The 5,738-nt window shown below is 64.8% G+C and carries 7 protein-coding genes; 3 read left to right on the top strand and 4 right to left on the bottom strand.

Features of this window, described 5'->3' with window-relative positions:
• Together GXZ33_RS07900 and GXZ33_RS07905 are read right to left on the bottom strand one after the other, a co-directional pair.
• On the bottom strand, positions 1–746 hold a 746-nt coding region (locus GXZ33_RS07900; RefSeq protein ID WP_291340295.1), incomplete at its 3' end, for a serine hydrolase domain-containing protein.
• 10 nt (positions 747–756) lie between these two features.
• The gene (locus GXZ33_RS07905; protein ID WP_291340296.1) at positions 757–1,830 is read right to left on the bottom strand and encodes an alpha/beta hydrolase; all 1,074 of its coding nucleotides are present in this window, start codon (positions 1,828–1,830) and stop codon (positions 757–759) included.
• Between the two features lie 46 nt (positions 1,831–1,876).
• On the opposite strand from GXZ33_RS07905, the gene GXZ33_RS07910 reads away from it, so the two are divergent.
• From GXZ33_RS07910 to nrdF, 3 genes are all read left to right on the top strand, one after another.
• On the top strand, positions 1,877–2,110 hold the full coding sequence (locus GXZ33_RS07910) for an acyl carrier protein (protein WP_291340297.1): 234 nt from the start codon (positions 1,877–1,879) through the stop codon (positions 2,108–2,110).
• 45 nt (positions 2,111–2,155) lie between these two features.
• Positions 2,156–2,959, top strand: coding sequence for an HAD-IIA family hydrolase (locus GXZ33_RS07915; RefSeq protein WP_291340298.1), 804 nt, complete (start codon positions 2,156–2,158; stop codon positions 2,957–2,959).
• A 173-nt stretch (positions 2,960–3,132) separates the two neighbouring features.
• Entirely contained in the window at positions 3,133–4,125 is a 993-nt protein-coding gene (nrdF, locus tag GXZ33_RS07920; protein WP_291340299.1) for a class 1b ribonucleoside-diphosphate reductase subunit beta, read from the top strand.
• A gap of 76 nt (positions 4,126–4,201) precedes the next feature.
• On the opposite strand, the gene GXZ33_RS07925 is transcribed toward nrdF, so the two are convergent.
• Both GXZ33_RS07925 and GXZ33_RS07930 read right to left on the bottom strand, forming a co-directional pair.
• Positions 4,202–4,627, bottom strand: coding sequence for a hypothetical protein (locus tag GXZ33_RS07925; protein WP_291340300.1), 426 nt, complete (start codon positions 4,625–4,627; stop codon positions 4,202–4,204).
• A 306-nt stretch (positions 4,628–4,933) separates the two neighbouring features.
• Positions 4,934–5,074, bottom strand: a complete 141-nt coding sequence (locus GXZ33_RS07930) for a hypothetical protein (protein WP_291340301.1) — start codon at positions 5,072–5,074, stop codon at positions 4,934–4,936.
• Between the last annotated feature and the right edge of the window lie 664 nt (positions 5,075–5,738).

A 5,738-nucleotide genomic window follows, 5' to 3' on the forward strand; every position in this document is an offset into this window, starting at 1 on the left:
CCGAAGGGGCGGTCGGTGAGGGCGACCATGGCGCGGCCGGTGCCCGGCGCGACCCAGACGTAGGTACCGGACTGGCCGAAGTGGCCGAAGGTGTCGGCGGGCATGTTCGGGGCCAGCCAGTGGGGCTCCTTGTCGCCCTTGATCTCGAATCCGAGGCCCCAGGGGCAGGGCTTCATCATGCCGTAGCCGGGGACGATGCCGTTGAGCTCCGGGAACTGGACGGAGGTGGCCTCCGCCATGGTGGACTCGTGGATGAGGGTGGGGTTCATCAGCTCGAGGAGGAAGGTGATGAGGTCGTGGGCGGTGCCCTCGGCCTCCCAGCCGGCGGATCCACGCAGGCGGGTCCACTTCATGTTGAGCGGCTCCATGATGCCCAGCTGGAGGTACTCGGCGAAGGTCATGCCGGCGGCCTCCTCGACGGCGTCGGCGAGGATCTCGAACCCCTGGTTGGAGTAGATGCGGCGTTCTCCCGGGGCGCGCTCACGGTCGCCGTGGTTGAAGCCGACGCCGCTGGCGTGGGCGAGCAGGTGCCGCACGGTCGAGCCCTCGGGTCCGAGCGGGGTGTCGAGCTCGAAGATGCCCTCCTCCATCGCCATGAGGAAACCGTACGACGACAGGGGCTTGGTCACACTCATGAGTTCGAAGACCTTACCCAGGTCACCGACCCGATGGATGTCGTCGCCGTCGATCACCGCCGCCGCGAAGTTGTCGACGGGCCATTCCTTCACCAGATCCAGAGCATTCACGCCCACCAGTCTAGGAGAACTCCGCCGGCACCTGCCGTTCCGGGCCGCTGCCCCGCTCCTGTTCCAGGGTCCGGATCAGCAGTCGGTCGATCGCCGCGTTGAGCACCTCGGGGGCCTCCAGCGGCACCATGTGGCCAGCGTCCGGGGCGATCTGGAGCCACGCCTCGGGCCACACCTCGATGAGACGTTCCGCCTGGGACAGCGGGGTGACGCCGTCCCTCTCACCGGCGATGACGTAGCCGGGGATGCCCTGCAGGTACTCCCCCGCCGCCAGTTCATCGTGCTGCTGCAGGTCCTCGAAGTAGCCGACGAAGGTCTCCAGCGGGGTCTCGTGGATCATGGCGGCGTGGAACTCGATGATGCCGTAGTCCGTCCTGCGGTGGAAGACGGTCACGGCCAGGGTCGGGGCGAGGATGAGCGCCGCCTGCTCCTTGAACTTCCGGGCCTCCTGCGGGGAACTCTCCACCGCCTCGTAGACCTGGGTGGCGACGGGCGACGCGAGGATCTGCGGCAGCCCCTGGTCGGAGAGCGCCTCGATGGAGGTGTCGACGAGGACGAGGCCGGCGATGTTGCCGCGCAGCACGGGCGGGCAGCGGCGCACCAGGTTGAGTGCCACGAGCCCGCCGAGTGAGTGCCCGACGAGGATGACCGGCCCGTTCACTCCCCGGGCCTCCATCACCGCGAGGGTGTCGTCGGCGGCCCCCTCGACGGTGCAGGCCGCGGGGTCGACCTTGCCGGTCTGTCCGTGGCCGCGGACGTCGAGAAGCAGGAGCCGGGCGTCCGGCCACCTCTCACGCAGGTGATTGACCTGCAGATAATAGGATTCGGCGGCGAGGGTGAAACCGTGGACGAATACGACGGTCACGGAGGAGTCGTAGGCGCGGACGTCGCCGTACTCGTACCAGTGGACGCGGATGCCGTCGTTGTCGACGGTGCCCACCCGGTCGATGTCCGTCAGCCCCGGCTCACGGACCCCGGAGTGGAGCTCACCGAGTTCCAGCGCCAGACGCCGACGGCCCCCGGGGGTCAGCCTCATCACCCAGCTGCGGAGAAGGTTCGGAAGGTCCTTGAGGGTGAAAGCCATACATGCGACATTACCGAGCCCCTCCCCGCCCACTAGGATCGGTGGCATGACCATCTCTCCCGAACTCGCCCAGATCATCGAGGAGGCCTCCGGCCTGGAGGCCGAGGACCTCACCCCGGAGGCGAAGATCTCCGAGCTGGGGATCAACTCCCTGGCGATGATCGAGATCGCCGTCCGCATCGAGGACGCCTTCGGTGTCCGCCTCGACGACGAGACCGTGTTCCGGACGTCGACGGTGGGTGAACTGGCCGAACTCGTCGAGGCTCCCGGCCCTCAGTAGCTTCTCGACGCGCGGTTTGCCCCCGCAACGGCCACAATGACGGCCATGACCGCCACCATCAGCTATCTGACCGACATGGACGGCGTCCTCATCCGTGAGGGCGAGATGATCCCCGGCGCCGACCGGTTCCTCCACGCGCTGCACGAGCACGGCATCGAGTTCATGGTGCTCACCAACAACTCGATCCACACCCCGCGTGACCTCTCCGCCCGTCTCTCCGCCTCCGGCCTCCGGATCCCGGCGGAGCGGATCTGGACGTCCGCCACCGCGACCGCCCACTTCCTCTCCCACCAGAGCCAGGAGGGCACAGCCTACGTCGTCGGGGAGTCGGGGCTGACCACCGCACTGCACGCGAAGGGATGGATCCTCACGGACGCGGACCCGGAGTTCGTGGTGCTGGGCGAGACCCGCACCTACTCCTTCGAGGCGATCACCACCGCCATCAACCTCATCATCGGCGGGGCCCGTTTCCTCTGCACCAACCCGGACGTCACCGGGCCGGCCCCGCAGGGCATCCTGCCGGCGACCGGTGCGGTGGCCGCCCTCATCACCGCCGCGACCGGCAAGGAGCCGTACTACATCGGCAAGCCGAACCCCATGATGCTGCGTTCCGCACTCAACACCATGGGCGCGCATTCGGAGCACACCGTCATGATCGGCGACCGCATGGACACCGACATCAAGACCGGCATGGAGTCCGGGATGCGGACGGTCCTCGTGCGTTCGGGCATTTCCGACGACGCCGAGATCGACCGCCACCCCTACCGCCCGACGCGCGTGGTCGACGACATCGGGGTGATCGCCGGGTCCATTCTCGACCCTTTCGGGGACGGTCACTATGAGGGCTGAGATGTGACCCACCTGGCCGACAGGTGACCGGACAGCCGGAAAGGGCTACAGTGTGGTCCGAGAGGGCAACCCCCTGGCCCGCATTCCACACAGGGGGATTTCCCATTGTGTCACTGGCAACACGCCGGAGTATCCGGCGTCCCGGGTTCGAGTCCCGGAGGGAGAACGTGAGCATGCACAAGACGATCAGCACCCCTGTCCACTACGAGGACGGCGACGTCCTCGACTCCATCGACTGGAACCGTATCCCGGACCAGACCGACCTGGACATCTGGAACCGCCTGACCTCCAACTTCTGGCTGCCTGAGAAGGTTCCGGTGTCCAACGACATCCCGTCCTGGCGCAACATGACCGCCGAGGAGCAGCTGGCGACCATGCGTGTGTTCACCGGACTGACTTTCCTGGACACCATGCAGGGCACCGTCGGTGCCGTGTCGATCCTCCCCGACTCCACCACCCCGCACGAGGAGGCCGTCTACACGAACATCTCCTTCATGGAGTCGGTGCACGCGAAGTCGTACTCCAACATCTTCATGACGCTGGCCGACACCCCCGAGATCGACGCCGCCTTCCGCTGGTCCCGTGAGAACGAGAACCTGCAGTACAAGGGCCGCACCATCATCGAGCAGTACCAGAACGGCACCCCGCAGCGGAAGAAGATCGCCTCCGTCATGCTGGAGTCGTTCCTCTTCTACTCCGGTTTCTACCTGCCGCTGCGTTTCGCCTCGATGGGCAAGATCACCAACGCCGCCGACATCATCCGCCTCATCATCCGCGACGAGGCCGTCCACGGCTACTACATCGGCTACAAGTTCCAGCAGGCCGCGAAGCACCTGTCCGCCGAGGAGAACGAGGCGGACAAGGAGTTCGCACTCGAGATGCTCCTGGACCTCTACGACAACGAGGCCCACTACACCCAGGACATCTACGACCCGATCGGCTGGACCGAGGACGTCAAGGCCTTCCTCAAGTACAACGCGAACAAGGCGATGAACAACCTCGGCTTCGAGGGCATCTTCCCGCCGGACGCCTGCCGTTTCAACGCCGGCGTGATGACCTCGCTGGACCCCTCTGCCAACGAGAACCACGACTTCTTCTCCGGCTCGGGATCCTCCTACGTCATCGGCACCGCCGAGGAGACCACGGACGACGACTGGGACTTCTAGCCCCCCGGAGCCCCCGGAAACTCGTCGACGCCGCGCTGCCCCGTCCGGGGTGTGCGCGGCGTTGGTGTCTGTGCTGCTAGTCGGCCAGTGAGAGTTCGGCGGTGAAGTCGTAGTCACGGGCCAGGTTGGTCACCATGTCACGCAGGCGTGCGAGTTCGCACTCCGTGCCGGTGAGGATCTGGCGGCAGTCGATGTAGGGACCCGGTCCATTGCTGTGGCTACGGTGCCACGAGGTGAACCAGTCTGCGGTGAGCGGATCGGCACCGGGGACACGGAGCTCGGACTCACTCGGGATGCAGATGACCATGGCCGTCTCGATGCGCGGACGCAGGGCCCGCGGCATGCCGGAGATGGTGAGCATGGCGGTGCGCGCGACCGTCGACGCCGGGGTGTCATAGACCGCGGCGATCACGGGCACGTCAGAGGGCTCCCACAGATGGTCCGGTGCCTCGGAATCGGCGGCGCCCAACCAGCGTGCGAGCGTTGGTGCAAGGGTGGTCATGTCGAAGATCCTTAGGCAGGAACGACCACCGCACATGCATCCGCCTACGGAGGGTAGGCGGATGCGGCGGTGTAAGACGAGGTTCGTCTTCCCCAACGGCCTCGTTTACGTCTTGCTTGCTTGCTAACTGCTTGCTAACACGGACCAGTTTCCACCCCGCCGATCACGCCAGCAACTCTAAACCCCCACTTCAACCCCCGTTTATTCAAGCTTCAGTTGAGAGTTAGGGATGGCCAAGCGGGCGTCGGAAAGCAGTGTGGGCACTCCCGCTGAAGAGTCCAGCAGGAGTGCCCACAGGCGGTCCGACTACCGCGGACCGATGATGTTGAACTGGCGCAGCACGAAGGACAGCCAGGGCTCAATCCCCTTGCTGTCCTGAAGTGAACTCGTGATCGCGCCGCAGGTGAGGAGCGCGCCGAGGATGGAGGAGAAAGGCGACGACTGCATGGTGAAATCCTTCCGTGAGATGTGAACCCATTCACCTCACCTATCGGACTGCATGCATGAAACGTTAACCTTGGCGAGAATACCCACGGTCGTTACAACAATCCGTCCGACGCGATCTTCGGTGGTCGTACCGCCCCGGGCCACTCGATCAACCACCTCAACTACTGGGGTGCACGCATCTAGGCTGCCCGTGAATAAGGCGTCGTACCAGAGAAGATTTCCGGTACGACGCCTCGTTCTTTCCTTCTCTATTGGTCGGGAGCGCTCGAAAGGGTTCCGGTAAACGCTTGAACAATCATCGAAACGATGAGGGCGATACTGAGTGGACCGAACACCATCATGACTGGATCTGAACTGAGGTCGCGATTCATGAATTAACTTCCTTCATCTTGTGACAGCTGGTTCAGTACTCACATCACCAACCATAGTCCGGGTGTTACGCATTCGGACGGCGGTCCGTCACCCCTCCCCTTAGCGTGCGTACCGTAACGACACTGAGAGGGAAACTCCCTGGCTACCGCCGTAGACTACGCCGCCGGTGTACCGGCCGCGGCAGCGATCCGTCCTACTCGATTTTCGGTGACCGCACGGCCCTGAGCCACTCCATCAACCACCTCAACTACTGGGGCGCACGCATCTGAGTACACAATTTGAAAGGGGTGTC

The organism is Corynebacterium sp. (genome assembly GCF_012838985.1).
In the GTDB taxonomy this organism is placed as follows: Bacteria; Actinomycetota; Actinomycetes; order Mycobacteriales; family Mycobacteriaceae; genus Corynebacterium.

Coding starts and splice junctions, on each gene's coding strand:
- GXZ33_RS07905 (WP_291340296.1), bottom strand. CDS start 1,830: ATGGCTTTCACCCTCAAGGACCTTCCGAACCTTCTCCGCAGCTGGGTG.
- nrdF (WP_291340299.1), top strand. CDS start 3,133: ATGCACAAGACGATCAGCACCCCTGTCCACTACGAGGACGGCGACGTC.
- GXZ33_RS07910 (WP_291340297.1), top strand. CDS start 1,877: ATGACCATCTCTCCCGAACTCGCCCAGATCATCGAGGAGGCCTCCGGC.
- GXZ33_RS07930 (WP_291340301.1), bottom strand. CDS start 5,074: ATGCAGTCGTCGCCTTTCTCCTCCATCCTCGGCGCGCTCCTCACCTGC.
- GXZ33_RS07915 (WP_291340298.1), top strand. CDS start 2,156: ATGACCGCCACCATCAGCTATCTGACCGACATGGACGGCGTCCTCATC.
- GXZ33_RS07925 (WP_291340300.1), bottom strand. CDS start 4,627: ATGACCACCCTTGCACCAACGCTCGCACGCTGGTTGGGCGCCGCCGAT.